The organism is Niabella aquatica (assembly GCF_054779315.1).
In genome coordinates this window covers 24,467-46,780 of sequence record NZ_BAAGYM010000001.1, presented here as the reverse complement: position 1 = coordinate 46,780, position 22,314 = coordinate 24,467, and the positions used below count along the sequence as shown (strand labels likewise).

The window sequence follows — 22,314 nt, the reverse complement described above, 5'->3', positions numbered from 1 at the left end:
TATAAAATATGATTATAAGCAGGTTTAATATTTTAATTCATCATGCTGTATTAATTTTTTAAGCATCCATTTCGCCTGCTATCAGGTTTAATGAAGACATTACAATGATGGCATCGCTTAACATCCCCCCTTTTACCAATTCCTCGTAAGCCTGGTAATAAATAAAGCAGGGACGTCTGAAATGCAGCCGGTACGGGCTTCTGCCACCATCGCTTATAAAGTAAAAGCCCAGCTCCCCGTTACCCGCTTCAATACTGTGATATACTTCGCCTTTAGGCATATCAATTTCTCCCATAATGATCTTAAAATGCCAGATCAGGGCTTCCATTTTAGTATATACATCTTTTTTGGGTGGCAGGTAATATTCGGGCACATCTGCATGATACACCGTAGCATCTTCGCCTTTCAGGTCATTCAGTTTTTGCATTGCCTGTTCTATAATGCGCATGCTTTGCCACATTTCACCGTTTCGTACCTGGAAGCGGTCATAACAATCGCCGGTGGAGCCTACCGGTATATCAAACTCAAACTCTTCATAGCTGCAATAGGGCGCCACCACGCGTACGTCATAGTCTACGCCTGCAGCACGCAGGTTGGGGCCTGTAAACCCATAGTTTAATGCACGTTCTGCAGATATAGCACCTGCCCCCATCGTTCTTTCCATAAAGATACGGTTGCGGGTAAACAGGTTTTCAAATTCCTGTAAAACGGCGGGGTATTCTTTTAAAAATTGTTCAATTTTCCGGAAGGCAATATCATTAAAATCTCTTTCAAAGCCACCAATACGTCCGATATTGGTAGTTAACCTCGATCCGCATATTTCCTCAAACACTTCATAGATCAGCTCACGATACTGCATTACATATAAGAAGCCCGTAAAAGCGCCTGCATCTACCCCCATAATAGAGCTGCAGATAAGGTGATCGGCAATACGTGACAGCTCCATTACAATAATGCGCAGGTAATCTACCCGCTTAGGCGTTTTTACACCCAACAGTTTTTCACAGGTCATATGCCAGCCCATGTTATTCAGCGGGGCAGAACAATAATTCAGCCTGTCTGTAAGCGGTGTGATCTGGTACAGCGATCTGCGCTCTGAAATTTTTTCAAAGGCACGGTGGATATAACCCACCGTGGCATCTGCTTTTACAATTTTCTCGCCGTCCAGCTCAATAATATTCTGAAAAACCCCGTGAGTAGCCGGGTGCGTAGGACCCAGGTTCAGCGTGGTAGTTTGTTTTTCAATACTACCGGCGGGGAGGTCAATATGGTGATGTATATCTGACATGTAATTAAAATCCGGTTCGTCTTTTTTATTTTCTAACCAATTTTACTGCAATGATTGAGTTGGATTGGAATGCATCGCACTGCCGACAGCTATCGGAAGCAACAGCGTTGCGTTATTGAATTGCTTTTTTATGTTGTATCTTCTGAACAACTGAAACAACAACTATTGCGGAAAGCATGCCTTCACAAAAACCAACCCATCCGGTACCTGATGGACCAAAAGCAATAACAAGTATGCACATGGCACTTAATACCAAAGCCAAAACCAATCTGTTCTTCTGTATCCAATGATACATATTCAGCATTTAATTAGTTAGAGATTATTTTTCATCTTCAGCTATGGTACCGTGCATGGTTTTTTCGGTGCCAAAGCCTAACATTCCACCGCGCCCAAACATCTCATCATCTTTATCTGTGCGGCTCTGATCTTCCAGCGGGTACTCTTTACGCATAGGGAAATAATCCATTTCATCCACATTCAATATCCGTATAAGATTAGGATGCCCTATAAAGTTAATACCGTAAAAATCGTAAGTTTCACGTTCCATCCAGTTAGCTGCCGAAAAAACGCCTGTTGCTGTAAATACCTGGGGTTTTACAATATCTGTAAATACTTTAAAGCGAACCCTTACATTTTCCTTTATATTGTGCAGATGATACACTACCGCCAGCTCTTTCCCTTTTTGGTCAGGATAGTGAACACCGCATAGATCTGTGAGGAAATTAAATCCCAGATCAGCTTCTTCGCGTAAAAAATTCAGCACTTTCAGGTTGATCTCGTTTTCGGCATGAAAACTTAAAATATCATACTGAACCCCGAAGTCCGAAACCTGGTCACCAAATTTTTCTGTAAGTCTTTGCTGTATATATTCGCTGGTCAATGCCATGCTTTTGAGATTTGAGATTTGAAATTTGCCTACTGTATCCCGTAGCTTTCCAACAACGCTTTATATTGCTCCCCGTTCCTTCTGCGCAGGCTTTCTTTGCCTATCAGGTCCTGGATACGCATTACACCGTCCAGAATGGCTTCAGGCCTTGGAGGGCATCCCGGCACATATACATCTACAGGCACAACCTGGTCAATTCCCTGCAGTACACTGTAAGTATCAAAAATACCACCGCTGCTGGCACAGGCGCCTACAGCAATTACCCAGCGGGGTTCTGCCATCTGCAGGTATACCTGTTTTACCACCGGGCCCATTTTCTTCGCAATCGTTCCCATAACCATCAAAAGATCGCATTGGCGTGGTGAAAAACCTACACGCTCCGCACCAAAACGAGCGAGATCATAAGTGGAGGCCATAGTGGCCATAAATTCAATACCACAGCAGGAAGTAGCAAAAGGTAAAGGCCAGATAGAGTTTTTCCTTGCCAGGCCAATTACACTGTCGAGCGTAGTAGCAAAAAAACCCTGTCCTTCATGACCCGCAGGCATTTCTGCCATGCTGATATCAGTTTCGAGAGGTTTTTTCTTTATGTTATAAGAAACTGGTCTCATCAGAATTTAAAATTTTAAATGTAAAATATAGAATGTAAAATTTTAATATTCATCATTCTACATTTAATATTCTACATTTTATTAGTCTTCCCATTTTAAAGCACCTTTCCTGATAATGTAGATAAACCCACATAAGAAAAAAGCAATAAACATCAATACAGCGTAGAAGCCTTCCCATCCAAGATCCTTAAATATAACAGCGTAAGGGTAGAAAAAGATCACTTCCACATCAAAAAGCACAAAAAGGATGGCTGTTAAAAAGTATTTAATGGCCATTGGCTGGCGGGCATCACCATGAGATCCGATACCGCTTGAAAAGTTTTCGAGTTTATCCTTTGTTTTGCGTTTTGGACCTAACAGGTGGGTCACAAATACCAGCGTTATAATGAGCCCGGCTGCAAAAACAAGCTGCAATCCAACCGGTAAGAAAGACTGCGCTGTATGATCTGTAACGGTTTTTAGTAAATAAACCATATATATCAAGTAATGAGCAAAAATAAGACAGGTTGGGCAATAAACCTTAAAGAGTTGCAACAATTTCCTGACATTCTGATGGCAAATGGATATTATATAATAAAAAACACCCCGTAAGTACGGGGTGTTTTTTATTAACGATTTTATTTTTAATGCTTGGGCCCACCTGTGGAAGCCGGAGCCGGAGATTCTGTTCCCGGAGTACCACCTAAGCCTTTAATATAACCAGCTATTTGCTCTTTAGCCGTAGGATCATCGGCGTTATTGTACGCTAGCTGTAAATACTTTAATCCGTTAGGAGTGTCTTTCTTAACATTAATATAGAATATAGCCAGATCGGTAGCAGTTTTAAAAATTTCTCCTCTTTTTACTGCCGTGGCTGAAGTGTCGCTGGGTGATTGTAAATAAGCTATATATTTTTCTCCATCCGGTACAAATTTATTTTGTGCATTAGCAGTATCAAAAATTTTACTGCTGCCAAAAGCAAGCATATAGCCATAATTCCAGTCAGGGAATTTGGTACGGGCTGCATCAAACACTTCCCATGCTTTATCGTATTTGCCAGATTTGTAATACCCTGTGTAACCGGCGTTAAAATAGTCATTAATAGTTAATTTATCTGCAGGCTTAATTTCCAGGATCTTAGCATACAAATCACCTGCTAAAGCACCTTTGCCGGCATTCGAGAATGCTTTTGCTCCATCTTCCAGTATGGTTACTTTACCCGCAATAGTAGTGTCAGCTGCTGCAGCATCCATGTAGGTTTTGATCACTTCGGCTTCCTTGCCGGGAGTTGTTGAGTAGGCAGTAGCTTTTAAGCTGTAATCAAAAGGAACGATTTTTTCTTTTACCTGGTTTTTAAAATAATCTTCTACAAATGGTATAGCCGCTGCTGTATCTTTATTTTCGATAAGACTGTATGCTATCAGCTTATATACCTCGGGCTTGGTTTGATCGCCTGCCTGGGAAATAATTGTTTTACCAATATTAATAGCCTCAGAATAGTTTTTACTGTAGTAAGAGCCCACAGCCTTGAAGTATTCATTATTAGGGCCGGGAGGTAAAAGGCTTACCAATTTATCCCCATAAGGTTTTGCCTTAGCTGCGTCTTGCGCATTATAAGTATAATAGTTATACAAATCTTCCTGAGCAGGGAAATAAGAAGGATTGGCTGCTACTGCCTTATCTAAAGACTGCAGGTACATTTCCATATTTCTCTGGGATCTGAAGATCATTGCCTTCCTGTACTCTGCTTTTGCAAAACCCGGATCCAGGGTCAGGGCATCCTGGTATAATTCAAAAGCCCTGCTGCCTTCTCCAGGATTAGCTTTTAAAGTAGCATCTGCCAGGTTGGTTTCAATATCTGCCAGTAACTTTGCGTCGCGGTTCTTTTCTTTCATGCCCAGTATCAGATTCCTGGCTTCTTCCAGTTTGGCAACTGCGTATTTGATATCGCCCACTTTATCAACATTGTTATATACGGTGGTTACGCTGTATCCTACTGCATTCAACACTTTTGCCTTGTCCTCATCTTTTTTGCCGGAAGCTGCTATGGCTGCATCAAAGCTTTGGACAGCTTCTGCCGGTTTATTTTCCAGTAGCAGGGAGTGTCCTTTAGCCGCAAGGAGGTAGGGATCGCCCGGCTTGACAGCGAGCCCTTTTTCTATCGTAGCTTTAGCCAGGGCATTTTTCGCCTGTTGAAAATAGCTCTCGGCCAGCCAGTAACTGGCTTCGGGCTTATCCGCGTTTTTTTCTAAGATACTTACAGCAGAAGCATAGTTCCCGTTATAATATGCTTTAACACCATCCTCTATGGACTGTGCATACACTCCAGCGTTCAGCAATACTCCAAGTGCAAGTAGATGGATTGTTTTCTTCATCTTCATTGTGTTGTTGTAGTTGTTGTTAAAAGTAAGAATTTGTAAATATAATTTTTTTTGTTTAAATGGGCCGCTCATTAAGTTGTATAGGCCTCACTACGAAATACCGTCTTCCTGGCATTAAATAGGCTCTTTTAAAAATAAGCTGTCCAATTTCATTGCGTAAGAACTCGGCAAATCCTGTGCCTAAACCCCTGTGGCTTTCCTTAAGTATATATGTTAAATCTCTTGTCATCGGGTACCTGCGCCCATAAAGGTTGGCCTGTACCGGAAAGATATATTTTCCTTCCTTATCGTTGCTTTTTAAATGAGCAATTTTAACTTTTTTTAAAAAACTTAACTGTTGGTCGTCGTCAGGATTGCCAATCCAGCTCACTCCCACAAAGCCTATAGCATCGGGCGTAGAAGCTACATAATTGATAACAGAGTCGCTGGTGTGCGCAGCTACTGCTTTACCGGTAAGTTTAGCGTCCTGCATTACCGAGTCTATAATATATCTTACAGTACTGGTTGCTTTTACGCCGTCAAAAACCGGGATCAATGGCCTGCGGTAAGTACCTGCCAGTATGTGCCTTATATCGTCCATATCAAACAGGGAGTCTTTCGATGCCGGGTTGACGATTACTGCTATCGCATCTCTTGCAATAGGTAATTGATCTACTAACACCTTTAACGAATCTGCAACGCCTCTTTTTTCTGCTTCAGTTAAGTACAGTGTAGATATAATCATTCGTATGCTGTCGTTCCAGAGATCTTTTACACAATCTGCTTCCGGCTTATATTGAACATGGATCTTGGTGCCGTAATTATTTGACTCGTATACTTTTGTCAGCTCATCCACAATAGGCTTGAACGTTTCATCTGCACTGATAGTAATAGTACCGCGGTTGGGAGTATCAGGTAATGCTTCATTTCTTTGCTTATAAGATTTACACGAAACCAGCACCACTGTCATAAATATTACAATAGATACAATCCGCATTTTAGTGGGTTTGCTTAAAATAGTTTTTCTTATATGCCCTGTACAATCTCCATACACCATAAAGAATGGCTATTGCGCCATATACCTTGTCAAAAATATCTGGCGGATATATTTTATTCAACTGTATAGGTAACGCATACCTGAATACAAGGAAGAGCCCAATACCTGTAATCACAGCGCCCATCGCATAATCCAGAACAGCTCTCACTCTTGAAACCTGCCGGTTGCGTTCCTGCTCATATTCTTCGTTCGATTTTGTGCTCATTATGTTGTATGGATGTGCCAAGATAAAGAACTTTTCTTTTTAGATGCAAAATGTTTTCAACTCCATATGGAAATAGTATATTAATTGTTAATAATCTCTAATGAAAACATACACTACCTTTGCCTTTTATGTATTTTGTAAAGACGCCGTTGTGGGTAAAAAAAGTTTTTAATAAATATACCTGGCATATCAATACCGAAAATAAAGAGCTATATCTCACATTTGATGATGGTCCTCATCCTGTAGCAACTCCTTTTGTATTAAAACAGCTGGATCAGTATGGAGCTAAAGCCAGTTTTTTCTGCCTGGGAAAAAATGTGGTGGCGCACCAGGATATCTATGAAGATATACTGAAGCGGGGGCACACCGTTGGTAATCATACGCATAACCACCTGAATGGGTGGAAGGCAAAGTATGATGACTATATTCAAAATATCAATGAGGCCTCTGTGCATATTCAGTCCCGGCTGTTCAGGCCGCCTTATGGAAGAATTACCCCTAAAGCCGGCCGCACTCTTTTGCAGAAAGGCTTTAAGGTGATCATGTGGGATGTGTTGAGCGGGGATTTTGACACCCATATTGCTCCGCATAGCTGCAGGGCAAATGTTATCAGAAAAGCCGTAAAAGGGTCGATCATTGTATTCCATGATAGTGAGAAGGCGTTTAACAATCTAAGCGACGCCTTGCCCGGTGTGCTGGAGCATTTCTCTCAAAAGGGTTTTATTTTTAAAGGCCTGGCAGATGGTGAGCCCTATAAAAAAGGGCCCGGGTAAATACCCCGGCCCGATTTTTAATCCGTACCCTATGAAAACTTGCGATGAAGTTAATTTTTTTTATACACATCTGCAAGAGAAAAATAATATTTTAGATAATATCTAATTTTTTCAATAAATTAATAGAAAATGTTTATAGATACGCATGCTCATATCTATTCAGAGCAGTTTTTGATTGATAAAAGTGAATTTTTGAAAAGGGCGTTGGCTGCTAAAGTTACAACTATTATGATGCCGGCAATTGATTCTCAAACACATAGCGCCATGCTCGCAATGGAAGCCAGCGAGCCTGTAACCTGCTTTGCCATGATGGGGTTACATCCCTGTTCTGTTAACGCCGGTTTTAAGCAGGAACTGGATATTATTAAGCAGTTTCTTGCACAAAGGGATTTTATTGCTATAGGGGAAACCGGCCTGGATTTTTACTGGGATCTTACTTTTAAACAGCAGCAGTATGCTGCTTTTGAACAGCAAATGGAGTGGGCTGTAACATATAACATTCCTGTTGTAATTCATAGCCGTAATTCAACCAAAGAATGTATAAAACTGGTTTCCGGGCATATAAGCAGGGGGCTGAGAGGTGTTTTTCATTGTTTTGGAGGTGATTTGGAAGAAGCGGAAGCCATTGCCGGCATGGGTTTTTATATGGGTATAGGAGGAGTGCTTACTTTTAAAAAGTCTGGACTGGATGAGGTGATAAAAAAGATAGGCTTGGATAAAGTGGTGCTGGAGACAGATGCTCCTTACCTGGCACCGGTTCCTTACCGGGGCAAAAGGAATGAGCCTTCCTACATTCCTTTTATTGGCCATAAACTGGCAGAGGTAATGGAAATACCGGTGGAAGAAGTAGCCGCTGTCACTACAGCAAACGCTAAAAAATTATTCGGTTTATAGAAAAAGAAAGCCCTATTTTTGCACCCCTTTCCATTATGGCGGCTGAGGTATTGAGGGGATCTTAAGGGCAGGAAGGGAAATATTTTTCAAATCACTGGATGGATATCATTTGGTTGAAAAATGAAAATAATACGAAACGGAGACGTGTCCGAGTGGTTGAAGGAGCACGCCTGGAAAGTGTGTATACGGGAAACTGTATCGCGAGTTCGAATCTCGCCGTCTCCGCAAATCGCATTGGTTTACCAATGCGATTTTTTTATTCACTACCGTAAAGCTGGTGCCAAGCAGCAGGCGAGTGGAGGTACTATCATTGATAGCGCATAGCTTGAGTCTTGTTAAGAAAACGGTATAATAATACTCCTAACCAGCATTATTAAAAATGATTAACCTATCTTTGCACAATTGAAATTTGAGTTACTGCTCTGTTGTAAGCACTTACATGCTCCTTCCCTTTGTTTTACAAGTTTGCCATTTCTCAAAGTATTTTTTAACTGGTTAAAATTATTAAAATGAATATTTTTGTGTCCAACCTCGGATACAGCTTCACTAATGAAGATCTCTCCGGGTTATTTTCCAGCTACGGATCAGTAGCATCTGCCCGTATTATCACAGACAAATTTACCAGGCAAAGCAGGGGTTTCGGATTTGTTGAAATGCCTGTTGAGGATGCTGCCAGAAAAGCTATCAGGGAATTGAATGGTTCTATGCACGACGGCCATTCTATTAAAGTAGTAGAAGCCCGGCCTAGAGAAGAAAAAAGCGGTTATCCCGGTCGTTGGTAAATGTGGTTACTTTTAGCACGTGTTTACACGGTTGAGTATCAACAATCATTGCCTGCAGGCATGAATTGTTATTCTTAATTTTATTTATAAATTTTAAAATATTTTAATGGCAGAAAGCTGGAACAAAAGAGACAGAGAACTAAAAAAGCGAAATTTAAAAAAGCAAAAAGAAGAAAAAAAGCTGGCGCGTAAAGAAAATTCATCAAAAGGGAAAGGTCTTGATGATATGCTGGCTTACGTGGATGAGTATGGAAATCTTTCCGATACGATCCCCGATAAAAGGCCGGACGCAGTAACATCAATACCTCCGGTAGTAAGGAACAGTAATGATTTTAATCCCGAAAGTAACAGGCGAAGCGGGATGATTACATTTTTTGATACATCTAAAGGATATGGCTTCATCAAAGATGCGCAGACCAAAGAAAGCATTTTTGTTCATATCAACTCCTCGTCTGTTGAATTGAAAGAAAATTTAAAGGTAACATTCGAGGTGGAACATGGTCCCAAGGGATGGGCGGCCGTGCATGTGAGCGGTTTGAATCCTGAACAGGAAGAAAGCCGCCGCTAACCGTGTAGGTGTTGCTTCCAGTCATGAAGTATAAAACCATAAGGAGGCATTATTAAAGTGCTCCTCAAGGCTGTACTTTCATTCCCTGGCTAGATCAGGGTTTACATCGTTTTCAGCGGATCATTATGCCCCTAAGCGGGGCATTTTTATGATACCTCTACTTATATTTTACAGAAGAAAATACTGCTCCTGCAAAAATCTCCTGCCTGTTGTTTGAGCCGGCGCAAAGCCTTTCACCCTATATGTGAATAAAAATGCCCGTCATAACAAACGCTGCTGCTATTGCCTTTCAGCCAACCGTTAAACCGCGGGAAAATATTTACCTGCTCACAGTTTGTTACAGCCTAGCTATTCTTTTATCTTTGATAGGATAACAAATCTGTTAACTGCCCAATTAAAAGAATATGAACGAGAATCCAAACCAGGCACGCCGGTCTTTTTTGAAAAAACTAATGCTTACTTCAGGTGCTGTTGCCGCGGGCAATTATTTGTCTGCGTCGGAGGCGGAAATAAGGAAGATCATTGGTGTGTCGCGTAATCAAACCTTTAGCGCGAACGATAATATCAATGTAGCTTTGATCGGGGCCGGCAGTATGGGCAGTGGCGATCTTAACACTGCTATAATGGTTCCGGGTGTTAAAATGGTGGCCGCCTGTGATTTGTATACAGGTCGTTTGGAAGCCGCTAAAAAGAAATGGGGGAATGATATTTTTATTACAAAAAGTTATAAAGAAATTTTAAGCCGGAAAGACATAGATGCGGTTATTATTGCAACTCCCGATCACTGGCACAAACAGATATCTATTGATGCCATGAATGCAGGCAAGCATGTGTATTGCGAGAAGCCAATGGTTCACAGCATAGAAGAGGGACCGGATGTAATTGCAGCCCAGAAAAGAACCGGCAGGGTTTTTCAGGTAGGCAGCCAGGGCGTTTCGTCTTTAGGAAATGAAAAAGCAAAGGAGCTTTTAAAAGCCGGGGCTATTGGTGAATTAAATTATGCTGAAGGCTTTTGGGCACGGCGCGATCCTGTAGCGGTATGGCAATACCCTATTCCCGACGATGCATCAGAACAAACGGTAGACTGGGAAACTTATATCAGTAATACCACCAAACGCCCTTTTGATAAAATGCGGTTTTTTCGCTGGCGGAATTACAATGACTATGGAACCGGCATGGCGGGTGATTTATATGTGCACCTGTTTTCCAGCCTGCATTTTATAACCGGCTCTGTTGGGCCTGACAGGATCTATTCAACCGGTGGGCTGCGTTTCTGGAATGATGGCCGCGAGTGCCCCGATATGCAGTTAGGCGCATTTGATTATCCTAAAACTGCTGTGCACCCGGCTTTCAACCTGTCTCTTCGCTGCAATTTTGTAGATGGAACCAGTGGCACCACCTATTTAAAGCTGGTAGGCAGCGAAGGCTCAATGGATGTAACCTGGGATGATGTTACTCTAAAAAAGAACAATTTTTCTGACAGCGGCGATCCTTTTCTTCAAAAACAAAAGAATGCCAATGCCAACGAACCACGTAAAAAAATATTGCCTCCCCGTACGATCACTTACAAGGCTGAAGAAGGATATAAAGGCGGTCCTTACGATCATATGGTCAACTTCTTTACCGCTATCCGCAGCGGAAGTAATAAAAATGTTACAGAGGATGCGGTTTTCGGCTATCGTGCGGCGGCCCCGGCCCTTTTGTGTAACGATAGTTTACGCGAGAAAAAGCCCATGCACTGGGACCCGGTAAATATGAAAAAAGTATAGCTTGTTTTTTTATCAGCCTGCGAATAAAAATCATCGGATTTGTATGGCACTTTTCATTTCTGGTGCAATGCGCGTCTCTTTACCTGGACTGACTGTTCCGTCCGCCTGTGCCGGTACGGATGGGTTCTCCTAAATTCCCACTTCTGGTTAAAGAGCGTAAAATATATTTATATGAAAGTATCAATACCTGTATTAGTTTTTCTAAGTGTTTTTGCATCCTGTGCTGTAACTAATAAATCTTCCAAAAATAAAAACGAATGGATCAGCCTGTTCGATGGTAAAACCCTTAGCGGCTGGCACGGCTATAATAAAGGCGATGCCCCTGTAACCAACTGGACCATTATTGATGGGGCATTAGTATGCCTCGGGGCCTCGGCGCACGATACAGGTGGAGATATTGTTACAGACAGGCAGTTTGATAATTTTGAGCTGGAGTGGGAGTGGAAGGTAGACAAAGGAAGCAACAGCGGTGTAATGTACCACGTTGTGGAGGACAAAAAATACAAAGGTCCTTACGAAACCGGGCCGGAATACCAGATTATTGACGATGTGAATTTTCCAGGCAAGCTGGAAGCATGGCAACAGGCCGGGGCCGATTATGCAATGAACCTGGCGGCCCCCAATAAAAAATTAAAAGCGGCAGGCAACTGGAACCATAGTAAAATAGTCTTTAATAAAGGGCTTGTGGAACACTGGCTGAATGGCGAAAAAATTGTGGCATTTGAAGCCTGGACGGGAGCATGGAACGAAAAGCGTACTACCGGCAAATGGAAAGATTATCCTGATTATGGAAAAGCAAAGACAGGCCATATTGCCTTACAGGATCATGGAAATAAAGCGTATTTTAAAAATATCAGGATAAAACAATTGTAGTATTTTTATAAGATACAAAAAAACATATATGAGCGACACAGTAAATAAAAACTATTTTCAGGGCTTCAGTTTTTTAGGGTTTGCATTAATAGCCATCGCCCTGGTAGCAGGCGCCGTTGTTATTTCCGGTGCCTATAAATATAAATTCAGGAAACAGGAAACTATACGGGTTACAGGCAGCGCGGGTAAAGATTTTGTAAGCGATCTGATCGTATGGAATGGCAGTTACAGCCGCAAAGCATTTGATCTGAAACAAGCATATGCCCTAATTAAAGCGGACGAAAGCAACGTGAAGAATTACCTGGTAAGCAAGGGCGTAAAACCTGAAGAAATGATATTTTCGTCCGTGAAAATAGACAAGCAGTTCGATACGAAATATAATGCCGAAGGACGGTTTACCGGTTCTGAATTTACAGGGTATAACCTTACCCAAAACATCAAGGTAGAATCGAAGGATATTCCTAAAGTGGAAGGGCTTTCCCGCGAAATAACGGGGCTTATTGAAACCGGCATTGAGCTGAATTCTCCCGAACCGCTTTACTTTTATACCAAGCTGGCTGATCTGAAGCTGGACCTGCTGGATAAAGCCGCTGAAGACGCCCGCAAGCGGGCCGATATTATTGCAAAAAAAACCGGGGGACGTATAACCGGGGTTGGCAAAGCAAATATGGGTATATTCCAGATTACCGGCCAGAACAGTAATGAAGATTACAGCTATGGAGGAGCATTCAATACCTCTTCTAAAAATAAAACAGCGAGTATTACGGTGAATCTAGAATGCACTGTAAAATAATTTTTACTTTTTTGAAGATGGCTGTATGAGGTGTCCGGGCCCCATACGGTTACTCAATCCACTCCGGGCGATTATGAAAACAGGAAAAGTTAGATTTGCCTTTTGCATGCGCTGCTTAAATCCATTGTTTGTTGTATGTTTGATGTTTATTCTGCATTAAACTATATTTTATAATGGCGTATAAAGATCAGCAGGAATTTATAAAAGCATTAGAAAAAGCGGGGGAACTGCTTCGCATAAAAACGTATGTAAATCCACATCTTGAAATAGCTGAAATCACCGATCGTATAAGTAAGGAGCCCGGCGGAGGTAAGGCATTATTATTTGAAAATACAGGCTACGAATTCCCGGTATTAATGAATGCCTATGGCAGCGAGAAGCGTATGTGTATGGCTTTGGGCGTGAAGGAACTGAACGATGTGGCAGGAAATATTGAGCATCTTTTTAAACTGCTTTCTTCCCCCAAAGAAAATATACTGGATAAACTGAAATTGCTGCCTAAACTGGGCGAGTTTGCTTCCTGGATGCCCCGGGTTAAAAAAGGTAGGGGCGAGTGCCAGCAGGTGATCCTGACAGAGAAACCGTTGCCTACTGGCGAGCCCTGGGGGGGGCTGCCCGATATGGGTAAGTTGCCCGTAATTACCTGCTGGCCCCAGGATGGAGGTCCTTTCGTAACGCTTCCCGTAATACATACCAAAGAACCTAACACCGGCGTACGTAATGTGGGCATGTACCGGATGCAGGTTTTTGGGCCGCGGCTTACAGCAATGCACTGGCACAAGCATAAAGTATCTGCCAAACATTTCAATGAGTACAAAAAGCTGGGGAAAAAAATGCCCGTAGCGGTAGCGCTTGGCGGCGATCCTGCTTATGCTTACTCAGCTACGGCGCCTTTGCCTGAAAATGTGGATGAGTATATGCTGGCCGGTTTTCTTCGAAAGAAAAAGGTAGAATTGGTAAAATGTATCACACAACCGGAAATTGAAGTGCCGGCTGATGCTGACTTTGTGATTGAAGGATATGTCGATCCCAATGATGAGATGCTTTGGGAAGGCCCGTTTGGCGATCATACAGGGTATTATTCCCTACCCGACTGGTATCCTAAATTTCATATAACCGCTATTACGCATAAAAAGAATGCCGTATACCCCGCAACTATAGTAGGTATCCCGCCGCAGGAAGATGCCTGGCTGGGTAAAGCTACCGAAAGAATATTCTTAGCGCCTATTAAAATGACCCTGGTCCCTGAAATTAAGGATATGGATATGCCGGTGGAAGGCGTATTCCATAACCTGGTAATAACCCAGATACATAAAGAGTATGCCGGCCAGGGGCAAAAAGTAATGAATGCCATGTGGGGGGCCGGGCAAATGATGTTTAATAAGATATTAGTGCTGGCTTCGCAAACGGATTTTGCTATTACCAACTATAAAGAGCTGGCCAAAGAAGTATTCAGGAACCTGAACCCGGCAACCGATGTTTATTTTTCACAGGGTCCGATGGATGTGCTGGATCATAGCTGCAGTAAGCTGGGCTTTGGCGGAAAGTTTTGCATAGACGGTACGTTTAAGTATGATGAAGAAGTAGATGAGCGGCAAGCCCGTTATCCTGTACCTGCAAGTGCCGGAGTGAACGAAGCGTTGCAGGCATTTCCGGAGATCCGCTTTTTGAATACAACGCTGCTGGAACACAGCATTCCCTGTATTGTGGTTTCTGTTCAGAAAAACAGGACGGGACATATAAAAGAATTGCACGATGCCATAAGCGGGTTACCTGCTCTTAAAGGAGTAAAGATGATCCTGTATGTGGAACATACAGTGAATGCGCAGGATTTACCCACGGCTTTATGGCGTTTTTGCAACAATCTCGATCCTAAGCGTGATCATTTTATGCATCAGCAAGCTGAAAGCAATGGTAAATATAACGCGATACTTGGACTGGATGGTACCATTAAAACAAAAGAATTGGATGGGTTTGAAAGGGATTGGCCTAACATTATCGTAGCTGATAATGAAACCATTACTTCTGTGAATGCAAAATGGAAAGACCTGGGCATTGGCAAGTTTATCCCTTCCCCCTCTCTGAAATACAAAAGCCAGATGTACGGCGAAAAAGCTGTAGCGGACCCTTCATAAAATAGGCAAAGCCGGTCATAGGACCGGCTTAAGTATTAACATAGGATAAAAATTTTCTGGCTTTTACTTTTGTTTCATATCATCTCTGATAGACTTCAGTTTAGAAGTAGGTAAATATATCTGGAAGCCCAAACCAAGATTAGGCTTAAACGCTACTCCGTTATTACCGGCACCGGTAGTAATGTTTCCTTTCGCTAATAATTCAAGCGCTATATTTTCATTAACGAAAAATGCAAGTCCCGGTCCTATGCCGGCCTCAAAACCGTTAGTAGACCTTCCGCCACCATTGGTGCCTCCTATACCCGCATTGGCTTCAGCAAAAACACGTGTTTGTTTAGGTGTATTTATCTGCTGGTCTCCAAAATAATAACGGGCCATAGGGCCTACAAAATAGTTGAAGGCCGGCCCACGGCCACGCCCGGCATCAAATCCTAAACTTACCTGTCCGCCAATAGCCAGGTCATCCTGTATAAACCAGGCGGCCTTAGGTTCTATTTTAAGATTAAAGCTTTTTTCATTGGTATTACCACCCATGCTTGCAATGTTACCTCCGATAAGATAATAACCCTTTTGGGTTTGTGCATTTGAAACAATTCCTGTCAGGCAGAAAGCAGTTGCTAAAAAGAATATTTTTTTCATATTTACGGTTTTAATTATTTCAAAATTTGCAATAATTATGCCGTAAATAAAAAACCCGGTCACAGACCGGGTTGATTATCTAGGTTTCGCTTACTGGCTTATGCCAGCTGTGCGGCTCTTTTTCTTTCTGTAGGAGAAGCCACGCTTCTTTCTGATTTGCATCTTTCAAATCTTGTAGCGGTCCACACATGATCCAATTCTACGTTGTCAATACCGGAATAGCCATCTTTGGTTAATCGGTTCCAGCTCCGCTCACGATTAAGATCCGTTACGATTTTGGAAGTAGTTTTAGGATACGCAACCCAGAATTTGGTACCTTCTTTTAATGAAGGCATCACATCATTTAAAATACCATTCAGCTGGTTTTCATTTACGGCAAATACCAGGGCAAAATCAAGCTTCCTTGATCTTAATAGTGGTGTCATGTTTTTTGCGAATGATAGTTTGCTGAACTGTTTTTCAATAGATGATGGTAAACCCTGAATTAAAAGATTCTTTTCTTCTGCGTACTGTAATTTTTCAAAAACTGTTTGAATCATACAACTTGTGGGATTTATTAAAAAATACCAGATATGTTACTGCCTGGTTAATATTACAAGCTCGAAAAGGTTTTGCAAAGGTAACCCAAAAAGTTGTATTATTTTTTCTATTTAACAAAAAAAGCATTAATCTATATTTATTAATGCTTTTTAAATTATTTATTTATTATATAAATTTATTTCTTAATAGGCTGATAATATTTTAAAGCTTCAGGAAGATATTTTTGAAGTTGTTCGATCCTTCTTTCTGGCCCCGGGTGGGTACTTAAAAATTCGGGAGTACTCCCGCTTCCGGCCTGGGCCTGCATTCTTTGCCATAAGCCTATGGCTTCCTGGGGGTTATATCCGGCCATAGCGGCCCATATCATACCATAGCGGTCTGCTTCCAGCTCCTGCTTCCTGCCAAAAGCCAAAATCCCTACCTGCGATCCTACTCCTACTGCTGCCCCAAATATATTGCGCATGGCAGTCGAACTTTTATTAGCCATAAATGCATCTAATATGCTTCCTCCATATTGAGCAGCAATGGTTTGGCTCATTCTTTCATTAGTATGGCCAAATAAAGCATGAGAAACCTCGTGTCCCATAACATTGGCTAAAGCCGCTTCATTCTGAGTAATGGGTAATAAGCCCGTATAAACCACAATTTTACCACCTGGCATACACCATGCATTCGCTTCGTTGCTCTGAACCAGCTTGGTTTCCCACTGATAGCCTTCCAGGTCCTGGCTCATATTATTCTGGTTAAAAAAGCGGGTAACCGCAGCCACTATTCTTTGTCCTACACGGTTTACCATTTCCGCATCTTTATTATTGGCGTTTGCCGCTACCACCTTGTTACCCGACAAAAAAGACTGGTATTCTGCAACGGCCATTTGCTGCAATTGCGACTCTGGTAATAATTTGAACTGGCTCCTGCCCGTCACGGCATTGGTAGAGCAGGATACTGCAATTATTGCTACAGCTATAAAGCTTACTAACTTTTTCACCATAATGTGTTGGCGTTTGATTTTAACTTTTATAAACGCAATCATTATACCAAATATATAATAACTAAAATATACCGTTTGAAGGGAAGAGAGGAGGATCAGCTTTCCTGGTCTTTTTGCTTTCTCCGGTCACGCTTTTTAAAAATAGGAACCTTACTTTCTCCGCCCCGTATAATGCGGCCAATATTTTTTTGATGGGTAAGAATCACTAAAAGCGCTACTGCAACAGCAAATACACGGTAGAAGTGATTATCCACATTAAAAATCACCAGTATAAATACAGGAAAAGCAATACTGGCCAGTATGGAACTTAATGAAACAAACCGGGTTAAGTATAAAACCAGCAAAAAAACGCCCGAGCACGCAAGTGATGTCCACGGGGAAATACCTATTACAATGCCAAACAAGGTTGCAACACCTTTGCCACCTTTGAAATCGGCCCAAACCGGGAATATATGACCGATAACGGCAGCAATGCCAAGTATCAGCTGTATGTTAAGAAAGGCAATTTCAGAATCAAATTCAGGCAGCAAACCTGCCAGTTTTACAGCAATAAATCCCTTCAGCACATCGCAGATCATTACGAAAGAACCCCAGCGGGGGCCCAGAATTCTGAAAGTATTGGTTGCGCCGGCATTCCCACTGCCATAATCACGTATGTCAATGCCAAAAAAGCCCCTGCTTACCCAAACAGATGTGGGTATACTTCCAATACAATAAGCACATAAAACTAATAATATTTCCTGCATTGTTTCTTGTTATATGGAGCAATTTAGAAATTCAAATATAGGGATTAATTTTAAGAGCGCTGGTTTATAAAATATTAATATACTATGGCTTTTTAAAAGCAAGACAAACCCATTGATTTCTTGTGGTTTTTTCAAGCAGGCTTAATTGGTATGCTTCAGCGCAGTTGCTGATAACCTCCTCGTCTGCCTCTAAAATACCGCTTAAAATAAGCAGCCCGTTCTTATGAAGTTGCCTGGAAAGGACCGGGATATTATCTGTCAGCACATTACGGTTGATATTAGCGAGGATAATGTCGAAGCTTTTATCCATTTCTGCAGAGCCGGATTGCAAAAGCTGTATCGTCTGTGCATGGTTATGTCCGAAATTTTCCTGGGCATTGGTAATGCTCCATTCATCTATATCATTAGCTATAACAGACGAGGCGCCAAGCTTATGGGCCAGTATGGCGAGTATGCCGGTACCGGTTCCAAAATCAAAAACAGATTTGTGCTTGAAATCGATTTTTCCCATTTGTTGCATCATCAGGTGAGTAGTGGCATGATGCCCTGTGCCAAAGCTCATTTTAGGAGTGATGATAATTTCGTGCTGTACCTTTTTCAGCGGTTCATGAAAAGAGGCGCGGATGCCTGCAAAATCATCTATGATTACCGGATCGAAATTAGATTCCCATAAAGCATTCCAGTTGCGGGCAGCTATTTCTTCTTTTTCATACAGCACGTTGTAGTTACCTGCTATTTCAGCTATCGCTTTTTCGTCATAGTTTTCTTTTAGAAAGACCGCTTTAAGCCCGTTATTACTTTCTTCAAACCCTTCGGCTGCATGCTGCAGGCTGGCAAGCAGGATATCTTTTACTTCTTCCGATATATTTTCAAAAATAATTACTACGTACATTTCTTTTTTGTTAACTGTGTGCTATAAATCTTGTAATGGTATAAATGATCAGGCCCACCAGACCGCCTACCAATGTGCCATTGATGCGTATGAACTGAAGATCTTTGCCTACCTCCAGCTCCAGCTTGTTGCTGAGCTCTTTTCCTTCCCAGTTCCCAACGGTATTGCTGATCAACTCACCGGCTTTTGCGGTGTTTCGTAAAATATACTTATAGGCATTTTGCCGGACCCATGCGTTCAGCTTTTGCTGCATGGCTTCATCCTGTTTCAGGCTTGTTACCATTTCGAGCAGGTTTTTTTTCAGGTAGAGCCGGATAGCAGATTGCTGGCCTTCCAGGTCGTTAATAATACCTGTTTGCAACTGTTTCCATATGGTAGAAGCGTATTGTTGTATCTTATCACTGTGCAGGATCATCTCTTTTATTTCCTGCAGTTCCTGCTGCCATTTAGGGCTGGTTCTTACGTCGTTTATAAACCGGGTCAGTTGCCCGTTCAGTTCATGCCGCATCTTATGGTTTGGATCGGTCTCGATCTCATCCAGGTAGCGGGCTAATCCATTGGTGATTTTTGAGGCGATAATATTATCAACAAAGCCGGGTATGAGAAAGTGGCTTTCTTTTTTTACTCTTTGCCTGACCATGGCTTCATTAGCTGCAACATATTGGCGCAGTTTATTTACAAGGTAATCCAGTATTCGCACATGATCACCGCGTTCGATAATCATATCGAGCCCTGAAGCGAGCACTTCGTTGAGTTTGATTTCCTTTAGAAGCTCCCTGGATTTATTGCTGATAAAGCCTGTAACAGCTGTATCATCGGCATTCTGTACTACATCTTTCAAAATGCGCGATAATTCGGTTACTAAAATGCCAGTATTTTTTTCGCTCCCCAGCCATTGGATAAGCAGGGCGCTGGTATTTAGTTTCTGAATATAGGGCCGGATAGCCGCAGCATTTAAAAAATTCGATACCACAAATCCGCCCAGGTTATCTCCAATACTTTTTTTCCTGTTTTCAATGAGGTTGGTATGAGGTATAGGAATTCCCAGGGGATGATGGAACAGGGCGGTTACCGCAAACCAGTCGGCCAGCGCACCTACCATAGCAGCTTCAGAAAAGGCTTTCAGATAACCCAGCCATACGTCACTGCGGCTTTTTAAGAGCCAGGTAGAAAGTACGTAAGTAGCTACCATCAGCAAAAACAGGCCGGTAGCCACCGCTTTGTGTTTGCGCAACTGCGCGGCTTTTATGGAGTCGCTTGATTTATTCATTTGCTGGTTTTAGAATTGCAGACATTAGTATTTAGATGTTAGACATATATTTCTAAAATCTATAGTCTAACGTCTATTGTCTTCTCTCTGTCAACTTTTCAACTATATCTTTTACAATCAGCACCGCATGTTCTCTTGAATTTTCTATAAACAGCCGGTGCGTATTCATACCTCCGCATATGACACCTGCAAGATAAATGCCGGGAATGTTGGTCTCATGCGTTTCCGGGTTAAGCACAGGGCAACGCACATCATCGCTGCTTAATTCAATACCCACCTGCTCCAGGAAATGAAGGTTGGGCTGGTAGCCCGTTGCTGCAATGACCCAGTCATTTTTTACGGTAACCAAACCTTCCGGTGTAATGATATCAACTTCATCAGGCCTTATTTCTTTTAATGTTGAGTTAAAGTAAGCCCTGATCGAACCTTCTTTGATCCGGTTCTCAATATCAGGCCTTACCCAGTATTTTACACGCGATCCAATTTCATCGCCTTTGACTACCATTGTAACATGAGCCCCCTTCCTGAAAGTTTCCAGTGCTGCATCCACCGCAGAATTCATAGCGCCTACCACCACTACATTCTGGAAGGCATAAAAGTGCGGGTCGCTGTAATAATGGGTTACTTTAGCAAGGTCTTCCCCTGGAATATTCAGCAGGTAAGGGATATCATAAAAGCCGGTAGCAATGATAATATTGTCGCAGGTATAGGTTGCTTTAGATGTTTGAACCGTAAAGCCGCTCCTGGAATCTGCTGCACGGTCAGCGGCCCTCTGTCCGCTGTCTACTTTCGTTACTTCTTCAAACAGGCGGATATGCAGATCAAAGGTTTGTGCTACCCTCCTGTAGTATTCCAGGGCTTCGTTTCGGGTAGGTTTGGGATTATTCGATACAAAGGGTACATTGCCGATTTCTAACCGCTCTGAGGTAGAAAAAAAGGTCATATTTACCGGGTAATGGTACAAAGAGTTTACCAGGCAGCCTTTTTCTATAACTATATAGCGTATATTATTTTTTTGAGCTTCTATCGCGCAGGCCATACCTATGGGGCCGCCACCTATAATAATAACCGGATAGTGAGATTGCATGTAACAAAGATAACGGCATGGATTTATTGATTATTTTATATTTATGTTGAATATTCTACATTTTACGTTTAAATTTGCCCCACTTTAAAAGTATCAACATAATATAATATGGCAAGAATCATTGCATTTAGAGAGGCTTTAAGAGAAGCTATGAACGAGGAGATGAGGAGAGATGAGCGTGTATTTTTGATGGGAGAGGAAGTGGCTGAGTATAACGGCGCTTACAAAGTGAGTCAGGGTATGCTGGCTGAATTTGGCCCTAAAAGGATATTAGATACACCTATTTCCGAGTTAGGGTTTACAGCGGTTGGCGTAGGTGCAGCGCAAAATGGTTTGAGGCCGATCGTAGAATTTATGACCTGGAACTTTGCTGTTCTGGCATTGGATCAGATATTGAATACTGCTTCAAAGATGCTGGCAATGAGCGGCGGGCAAATTTCCTGTCCTATTGTATTCAGAGGGGGCAATGGCTCTGCGGGCCAGTTGGGTGCGCAGCACAGCACTGCTTTTGAGTCAATGTATGCCAATATCCCGGGTATTAAAGTGGTTTCGCCCAGTAATCCTTATGATGCAAAAGGGTTGTTAAAACAGGCGATCCGTTATGAAGAAGACCCGGTAATGTTCATGGAGAGTGAGCAGATGTATGGCGATAAAATGGAGGTTCCGGAAGAAGAATATTATATCGAATTAGGCAAGGCCGATGTAAAAAAGGAGGGCAGCGATGTTACTATTGTTTCCTTCAATAAAATGATGAAAATAGCGTTGGGTGCTGCTGCGGAGCTGGAAAAAGAGGGAATCAGCGCCGAAGTGATAGATCTGCGCACGATCCGTCCTTTGGATATTCCTACTATGGTGAACAGCATCAAAAAAACAAACAGGCTGGTAATTGTGGAAGAGCAATGGCCATTTGCCTCCGTTTCTTCTGAAATAGCCTACAATATTCAGAAAGATGCGTTTGATTACCTGGATGCCCCCATCCGCCGTATTACGGCAGCCGATGCCCCTTTACACTACGCGCCTAACCTCGTAGCTGCTGCATTGCCCGATGTGGCCCGTACCGTAAAGCTGGTTAAAGAAGTAATGTACCAGAAAAAATAATACTGGTCAGAATTTTATTTTTAAAAGTCCGTGAGCTAATTTTATTCGCTTATGGACTTTTAACGTAGTGTTCAAAAC

General features: G+C 42.2%; 24 protein-coding genes and 1 tRNA gene. 10 read left to right on the top strand and 15 right to left on the bottom strand.

All coding sequences use genetic code 11. The features are described from left to right. Positions 1-58: 58 nt before the first annotated feature. The 8 genes from ACYVBM_RS00215 to ACYVBM_RS00180 all read right to left on the bottom strand — a co-directional run bounded on the left by ACYVBM_RS00215 (position 59) and on the right by ACYVBM_RS00180 (position 6,386). Complete coding sequence (locus tag ACYVBM_RS00215) at positions 59-1,288, bottom strand: NADH-quinone oxidoreductase subunit D (RefSeq protein WP_460683585.1); 1,230 nt, start codon at positions 1,286-1,288, stop codon at positions 59-61. A gap of 112 nt (positions 1,289-1,400) precedes the next feature. Then, on the bottom strand, positions 1,401-1,583 hold the full coding sequence (locus ACYVBM_RS00210) for a hypothetical protein (protein WP_460683584.1): 183 nt from the start codon (positions 1,581-1,583) through the stop codon (positions 1,401-1,403). A 24-nt stretch (positions 1,584-1,607) separates the two neighbouring features. Then, positions 1,608-2,174, bottom strand: a complete 567-nt coding sequence (locus ACYVBM_RS00205; protein ID WP_460683583.1) for an NADH-quinone oxidoreductase subunit C — start codon at positions 2,172-2,174, stop codon at positions 1,608-1,610. A gap of 29 nt (positions 2,175-2,203) precedes the next feature. Further along, positions 2,204-2,785, bottom strand: a complete 582-nt coding sequence (locus tag ACYVBM_RS00200) for an NADH-quinone oxidoreductase subunit B (RefSeq protein ID WP_460683582.1) — start codon at positions 2,783-2,785, stop codon at positions 2,204-2,206. Positions 2,786-2,866: 81 nt separating this feature from the next. Further along, positions 2,867-3,259, bottom strand: a complete 393-nt coding sequence (locus ACYVBM_RS00195; RefSeq protein WP_460683581.1) for an NADH-quinone oxidoreductase subunit A — start codon at positions 3,257-3,259, stop codon at positions 2,867-2,869. A 149-nt stretch (positions 3,260-3,408) separates the two neighbouring features. Beyond that, on the bottom strand, positions 3,409-5,139 hold the full coding sequence (locus ACYVBM_RS00190; protein WP_460683580.1) for a tetratricopeptide repeat protein: 1,731 nt from the start codon (positions 5,137-5,139) through the stop codon (positions 3,409-3,411). 61 nt (positions 5,140-5,200) lie between these two features. Then, positions 5,201-6,121, bottom strand: coding sequence for a PstS family phosphate ABC transporter substrate-binding protein (locus ACYVBM_RS00185; RefSeq protein ID WP_460683579.1), 921 nt, complete (start codon positions 6,119-6,121; stop codon positions 5,201-5,203). A 1-nt stretch (position 6,122) separates the two neighbouring features. Next, on the bottom strand, positions 6,123-6,386 hold the full coding sequence (locus tag ACYVBM_RS00180; RefSeq protein WP_460683578.1) for a hypothetical protein: 264 nt from the start codon (positions 6,384-6,386) through the stop codon (positions 6,123-6,125). Between the two features lie 128 nt (positions 6,387-6,514). On the opposite strand from ACYVBM_RS00180, the gene ACYVBM_RS00175 reads away from it, so the two are divergent. The 9 genes from ACYVBM_RS00175 to ACYVBM_RS00135 all read left to right on the top strand — a co-directional run bounded on the left by ACYVBM_RS00175 (position 6,515) and on the right by ACYVBM_RS00135 (position 14,973). Beyond that, the gene (locus ACYVBM_RS00175; RefSeq protein WP_460683577.1) at positions 6,515-7,159 is read left to right on the top strand and encodes a polysaccharide deacetylase family protein; all 645 of its coding nucleotides are present in this window, start codon (positions 6,515-6,517) and stop codon (positions 7,157-7,159) included. Between the two features lie 129 nt (positions 7,160-7,288). Beyond that, positions 7,289-8,053, top strand: coding sequence for a TatD family hydrolase (locus ACYVBM_RS00170; protein ID WP_460683576.1), 765 nt, complete (start codon positions 7,289-7,291; stop codon positions 8,051-8,053). A 138-nt stretch (positions 8,054-8,191) separates the two neighbouring features. Beyond that, a tRNA-Ser gene (locus ACYVBM_RS00165) sits at positions 8,192-8,278 on the top strand. Positions 8,279-8,562: 284 nt separating this feature from the next. Next, on the top strand, positions 8,563-8,835 hold the full coding sequence (locus ACYVBM_RS00160) for an RNA recognition motif domain-containing protein (protein WP_460683575.1): 273 nt from the start codon (positions 8,563-8,565) through the stop codon (positions 8,833-8,835). Between the two features lie 106 nt (positions 8,836-8,941). Continuing rightward, on the top strand, positions 8,942-9,403 hold the full coding sequence (locus ACYVBM_RS00155; RefSeq protein WP_460683574.1) for a cold shock domain-containing protein: 462 nt from the start codon (positions 8,942-8,944) through the stop codon (positions 9,401-9,403). A 404-nt stretch (positions 9,404-9,807) separates the two neighbouring features. Then, positions 9,808-11,172 (top strand): Gfo/Idh/MocA family protein, encoded by a 1,365-nt coding sequence (locus ACYVBM_RS00150; RefSeq protein ID WP_460683573.1) that lies wholly within the window; start codon positions 9,808-9,810, stop codon positions 11,170-11,172. A gap of 171 nt (positions 11,173-11,343) precedes the next feature. Then, entirely contained in the window at positions 11,344-12,045 is a 702-nt protein-coding gene (locus ACYVBM_RS00145) for a 3-keto-disaccharide hydrolase (protein ID WP_460683572.1), read from the top strand. Between the two features lie 28 nt (positions 12,046-12,073). Next, entirely contained in the window at positions 12,074-12,838 is a 765-nt protein-coding gene (locus tag ACYVBM_RS00140; RefSeq protein ID WP_460683571.1) for an SIMPL domain-containing protein, read from the top strand. Between the two features lie 173 nt (positions 12,839-13,011). Beyond that, positions 13,012-14,973 carry a menaquinone biosynthesis decarboxylase gene (locus ACYVBM_RS00135; protein WP_460683570.1) on the top strand — a complete coding sequence of 654 codons (1,962 nt, stop codon included), beginning with the start codon at positions 13,012-13,014 and terminating at the stop codon, positions 14,971-14,973. Between the two features lie 63 nt (positions 14,974-15,036). Here ACYVBM_RS00135 and ACYVBM_RS00130 read toward each other — a convergent pair whose 3' ends face one another. The 7 genes from ACYVBM_RS00130 to ACYVBM_RS00100 form a co-directional block, all read right to left on the bottom strand. Continuing rightward, complete coding sequence (locus ACYVBM_RS00130; RefSeq protein WP_460683569.1) at positions 15,037-15,612, bottom strand: hypothetical protein; 576 nt, start codon at positions 15,610-15,612, stop codon at positions 15,037-15,039. Positions 15,613-15,710: 98 nt separating this feature from the next. Continuing rightward, entirely contained in the window at positions 15,711-16,151 is a 441-nt protein-coding gene (locus ACYVBM_RS00125; RefSeq protein WP_460683568.1) for a hypothetical protein, read from the bottom strand. Between the two features lie 176 nt (positions 16,152-16,327). After that, positions 16,328-17,143 (bottom strand): M48 family metallopeptidase, encoded by an 816-nt coding sequence (locus ACYVBM_RS00120; RefSeq protein WP_460683567.1) that lies wholly within the window; start codon positions 17,141-17,143, stop codon positions 16,328-16,330. A 95-nt stretch (positions 17,144-17,238) separates the two neighbouring features. Next, positions 17,239-17,889, bottom strand: coding sequence for a glycerol-3-phosphate 1-O-acyltransferase PlsY (gene plsY / locus ACYVBM_RS00115; protein ID WP_460683566.1), 651 nt, complete (start codon positions 17,887-17,889; stop codon positions 17,239-17,241). Positions 17,890-17,971: 82 nt separating this feature from the next. Continuing rightward, positions 17,972-18,781: a 50S ribosomal protein L11 methyltransferase gene (gene prmA, locus ACYVBM_RS00110; RefSeq protein ID WP_460683565.1), complete on the bottom strand. Its 810-nt coding sequence runs from the start codon at positions 18,779-18,781 to the stop codon at positions 17,972-17,974. 10 nt (positions 18,782-18,791) lie between these two features. After that, on the bottom strand, positions 18,792-20,051 hold the full coding sequence (locus ACYVBM_RS00105) for a DUF445 domain-containing protein (RefSeq protein WP_460683564.1): 1,260 nt from the start codon (positions 20,049-20,051) through the stop codon (positions 18,792-18,794). 73 nt (positions 20,052-20,124) lie between these two features. Continuing rightward, positions 20,125-21,138 carry a YpdA family putative bacillithiol disulfide reductase gene (locus ACYVBM_RS00100; protein WP_460683563.1) on the bottom strand — a complete coding sequence of 338 codons (1,014 nt, stop codon included), beginning with the start codon at positions 21,136-21,138 and terminating at the stop codon, positions 20,125-20,127. A gap of 108 nt (positions 21,139-21,246) precedes the next feature. Between ACYVBM_RS00100 and ACYVBM_RS00095 the strand changes: the two genes are divergently transcribed. Beyond that, the gene (locus ACYVBM_RS00095) at positions 21,247-22,236 is read left to right on the top strand and encodes a pyruvate dehydrogenase complex E1 component subunit beta (RefSeq protein ID WP_460683562.1); all 990 of its coding nucleotides are present in this window, start codon (positions 21,247-21,249) and stop codon (positions 22,234-22,236) included. The last annotated feature ends 78 nt before the right edge of the window (positions 22,237-22,314 follow it).

Excerpts from the sequence above, each read along its gene's own strand:
- ACYVBM_RS00160 (WP_460683575.1), top strand. The coding sequence starts at position 8,563 with ATGAATATTTTTGTGTCCAACCTCGGATACAGCTTCACTAATGAAGAT.
- ACYVBM_RS00175 (WP_460683577.1), top strand. The coding sequence starts at position 6,515 with ATGTATTTTGTAAAGACGCCGTTGTGGGTAAAAAAAGTTTTTAATAAA.
- ACYVBM_RS00180 (WP_460683578.1), bottom strand. The coding sequence starts at position 6,386 with ATGAGCACAAAATCGAACGAAGAATATGAGCAGGAACGCAACCGGCAG.
- ACYVBM_RS00105 (WP_460683564.1), bottom strand. The coding sequence starts at position 20,051 with ATGAATAAATCAAGCGACTCCATAAAAGCCGCGCAGTTGCGCAAACAC.
- ACYVBM_RS00140 (WP_460683571.1), top strand. The coding sequence starts at position 12,074 with ATGAGCGACACAGTAAATAAAAACTATTTTCAGGGCTTCAGTTTTTTA.
- ACYVBM_RS00215 (WP_460683585.1), bottom strand. The coding sequence starts at position 1,288 with ATGTCAGATATACATCACCATATTGACCTCCCCGCCGGTAGTATTGAA.
- ACYVBM_RS00205 (WP_460683583.1), bottom strand. The coding sequence starts at position 2,174 with ATGGCATTGACCAGCGAATATATACAGCAAAGACTTACAGAAAAATTT.
- ACYVBM_RS00185 (WP_460683579.1), bottom strand. The coding sequence starts at position 6,121 with ATGCGGATTGTATCTATTGTAATATTTATGACAGTGGTGCTGGTTTCG.
- ACYVBM_RS00145 (WP_460683572.1), top strand. The coding sequence starts at position 11,344 with ATGAAAGTATCAATACCTGTATTAGTTTTTCTAAGTGTTTTTGCATCC.
- ACYVBM_RS00210 (WP_460683584.1), bottom strand. The coding sequence starts at position 1,583 with ATGTATCATTGGATACAGAAGAACAGATTGGTTTTGGCTTTGGTATTA.
- prmA (WP_460683565.1), bottom strand. The coding sequence starts at position 18,781 with ATGTACGTAGTAATTATTTTTGAAAATATATCGGAAGAAGTAAAAGAT.
- plsY (WP_460683566.1), bottom strand. The coding sequence starts at position 17,889 with ATGCAGGAAATATTATTAGTTTTATGTGCTTATTGTATTGGAAGTATA.
- ACYVBM_RS00150 (WP_460683573.1), top strand. The coding sequence starts at position 9,808 with ATGAACGAGAATCCAAACCAGGCACGCCGGTCTTTTTTGAAAAAACTA.
- ACYVBM_RS00120 (WP_460683567.1), bottom strand. The coding sequence starts at position 17,143 with ATGGTGAAAAAGTTAGTAAGCTTTATAGCTGTAGCAATAATTGCAGTA.
- ACYVBM_RS00200 (WP_460683582.1), bottom strand. The coding sequence starts at position 2,785 with ATGAGACCAGTTTCTTATAACATAAAGAAAAAACCTCTCGAAACTGAT.
- ACYVBM_RS00125 (WP_460683568.1), bottom strand. The coding sequence starts at position 16,151 with ATGATTCAAACAGTTTTTGAAAAATTACAGTACGCAGAAGAAAAGAAT.
- ACYVBM_RS00190 (WP_460683580.1), bottom strand. The coding sequence starts at position 5,139 with ATGAAGAAAACAATCCATCTACTTGCACTTGGAGTATTGCTGAACGCT.
- ACYVBM_RS00095 (WP_460683562.1), top strand. The coding sequence starts at position 21,247 with ATGGCAAGAATCATTGCATTTAGAGAGGCTTTAAGAGAAGCTATGAAC.
- ACYVBM_RS00100 (WP_460683563.1), bottom strand. The coding sequence starts at position 21,138 with ATGCAATCTCACTATCCGGTTATTATTATAGGTGGCGGCCCCATAGGT.
- ACYVBM_RS00135 (WP_460683570.1), top strand. The coding sequence starts at position 13,012 with ATGGCGTATAAAGATCAGCAGGAATTTATAAAAGCATTAGAAAAAGCG.
- ACYVBM_RS00170 (WP_460683576.1), top strand. The coding sequence starts at position 7,289 with ATGTTTATAGATACGCATGCTCATATCTATTCAGAGCAGTTTTTGATT.
- ACYVBM_RS00130 (WP_460683569.1), bottom strand. The coding sequence starts at position 15,612 with ATGAAAAAAATATTCTTTTTAGCAACTGCTTTCTGCCTGACAGGAATT.
- ACYVBM_RS00195 (WP_460683581.1), bottom strand. The coding sequence starts at position 3,259 with ATGGTTTATTTACTAAAAACCGTTACAGATCATACAGCGCAGTCTTTC.
- ACYVBM_RS00155 (WP_460683574.1), top strand. The coding sequence starts at position 8,942 with ATGGCAGAAAGCTGGAACAAAAGAGACAGAGAACTAAAAAAGCGAAAT.